2 protein-coding genes are annotated in these 2,513 nt (G+C 60.1%); both read left to right on the top strand.

Annotation, left to right across the window (positions count from 1 at the left end; all coding sequences use genetic code 11):
* Positions 1–183 precede the first annotated feature (183 nt).
* Positions 184–1,188: a helix-turn-helix domain-containing protein gene (locus ABZX22_RS44810; RefSeq protein ID WP_325090438.1), complete on the top strand. Its 1,005-nt coding sequence runs from the start codon at positions 184–186 to the stop codon at positions 1,186–1,188.
* A gap of 145 nt (positions 1,189–1,333) precedes the next feature.
* Positions 1,334–2,513: aldehyde dehydrogenase family protein (locus ABZX22_RS44805; protein ID WP_354923385.1), on the top strand; the 1,180-nt coding region annotated here is incomplete at its 3' end.

Raw genomic sequence — 2,513 nt, 5'->3', positions numbered from 1 at the left:
GTTGGGCGTTCGACCCGCCGTCGCGTCGCTACGATTTGTGCTCGTGACGCGATTTCAGATTGATTCACGAGTCGACACGCCCCTTGTCACGTCACGCCGTGTGGCTTGACATCGCTCCGTTGTGCGACACGCGATACCGGTGCAGTGCGAACTGGTGTGACCGAAAGCGGAGATTCTCCCGGTATGACAAGAGCTACTGGACATGCGGGTGTTCGTGAAAACCGGTTCGAATGCGCGGAGACGGCAGGCGGACGGGTTGCTCCGCTCTGGCGTACTACCAGCGCGGACCAGTTCGTAGAGGCGGTCCGTTCCCGTCTCGGACCTTTCGACATTTGCCCCGTAAAGGGGGGATTTAGGGGACAGCTGGATACCCGCACGGCGGATCTCAATGTCGCGGGTGATATTTCGTGTACGCCCTTAAAGGTTTATCGGAACCGCTACGGTTCCGGTTCCACGACGAGCGACGACGTCTTCAAGGTGATATGGCAGGTCAGCGGCGTTGGTGAGATGGAGCAGGGTGGACAATTCCTGCGTCTCGAACCGGGCAATCTCGCCCTTTATCGGCTTGCGCGTCCGTATCAGCTCCAGACCAGCGGAAGTTATCGCGCACTCACCTTGTCGTTTGATCTGTCCGAGATGCCTCAATGGCGACCACTGGCAAACCGGTATGGCGGACAAGCGCTCCCGGTGGACTCGGCGAGCCTGGCTGCGCTTGCGGCAATGCGTTCGCTATTCTCCGTGCCGGGCGACGATTCCATCGCCTCCGTCATGCGTGGCGCGATCGAACTCGTGTTTCGTTCCTTGCTACGCTTCGCGCGTGATGACGGACACACAGTGCCGATGCCGAGTCTGTGCCTGGAGCAGGCAAGGAAAGCGGCGACCGCGCGACTGGCCGATCCGGATTTTTCACCCGACGATCTGGCCCGCGCGCTGCAGATCTCGCGGCGTAGTCTCTACGCGGAGTTCCAGCGGCATGGCATGCCGCCTCCCGCAACCTTCATTCGTGATCTGCGCCTTGCGCGCTGCCATGCAGCGCTTTTGGATCCCGAACTGCGCGATCGCAGTGTGACCGAACTTGCGTTCGAGAACGGCTTCTCGGACAGCGCACATTTCAGCCGAGCCTTCAGGGATTGCTACGGCACGGCGCCCAGTTTCCTCCGAAAGAGACGTACGACCGACGGTGCCTGACGGCTCGCACCTCGCAAGCCGTTCGCGTTGCACGGACAGTCAAGTCGGCTGCATCGTGCGCCATGAACTGCATGATGGTTCTCCGTATATTAGCCAGGAAGCGGAACCGGACAAGTGTGCCGCATAACCAGGAGGAGACGTGGCGATGCAATACGATTTGCGTATGCTTGTCGACGGAGAACTGCAGCATGGTTCGGCGACGATGGACGTGATCAACCCCGCAACCGAACAGGTGATCACGCAATGCCCGCGCGCGACGCCTCGTGACGTGGAACGTGCTGTAGCAGCTGCGAAATGCGCGTGGCCGGGGTGGCGCGATACGCCACTCGCCGCCCGGAAGCAGGTTCTGTTGAAGATTGCGACAGCACTGGAACAACATGCGGACGAGCTGGGGCGGCTGATTACGCTCGAGCAGGGCAAGCCGTTGGCAGCTGCAGCGATGGAAACGTTCTTATCGCCCGCAGTACTGCGCTATTTCGCGGGTTTCGATTTTGAACCCGAGATCCTGCAGGACGATGAGCAGCAGCGTGCGGAATTGCATCGACGCGCCCTCGGGGTGGTGGCCGCCATCGTGCCATGGAACTTCCCGTTCCTCATGGCTTGCTACAAGTTGGCGCCGGCGCTTATCGCGGGTAACACCTTCGTTCTGAAACCCAGTCCGACAACGCCGCTGTCCGCATTGCGACTGGGGGAGATCATTGTCGACATCGTGCCGCCGGGCGTCGTGAACGTGGTGCCTGACGCCGGCGATATCGGCCCCCTTCTGACGGCTCACCCGGATGTAGCGAAAGTGTCGTTTACCGGGTCCACCAGCACGGGGCGCGCCATCATGAAATCGGCTTCCGACACATTGAAGCGATTGACGCTCGAACTCGGCGGAAACGACGCGGCAATCGTGCTCGATGACGTTGACGTCAAGAAAGTCGCGCCACGCATATTCGAGATGGCGTTCATCAATTCCGGTCAGGTCTGCATGTCGATCAAGCGCATCTATGTGCAATCGGGGATATACGACGCAATGTGCGACGAACTGGCACGGCTGGCCTGCGACGCCGTGGTTGGCGATGGTCTTGATCCGTCGACACGGTTTGGTCCCGTCCAGAATAAAAGGCAATACGAATCAATCAAGAAAGTGTTGAAAGAGGCGCCGAAGTATGGACGGGTCATTGCCGGCGGCCGTGCTTGGGGACCAGGCTATATCGTCGCGCCAACCGTCATCCGCGATATCGACGAAGGCAATCCGTTGGTGGACGAAGAAGTGTTTGGACCGGTGCGTTCGGTTCTGAAGTTCGATACGGTGGACGAGGCGATCGCGCGTGCCAACC

The organism is Nonomuraea sp. NPDC003804, from assembly GCF_040610675.1.
Lineage (GTDB): Bacteria > Actinomycetota > Actinomycetes > Streptosporangiales > Streptosporangiaceae > Nonomuraea.
The sequence above is the reverse complement of the archived record's forward strand: the minus strand, read 5'-3'. Positions and strand labels throughout refer to the sequence as shown.

Coding starts and splice junctions, on each gene's coding strand:
- ABZX22_RS44810 (WP_325090438.1), top strand. CDS start 184: ATGACAAGAGCTACTGGACATGCGGGTGTTCGTGAAAACCGGTTCGAA.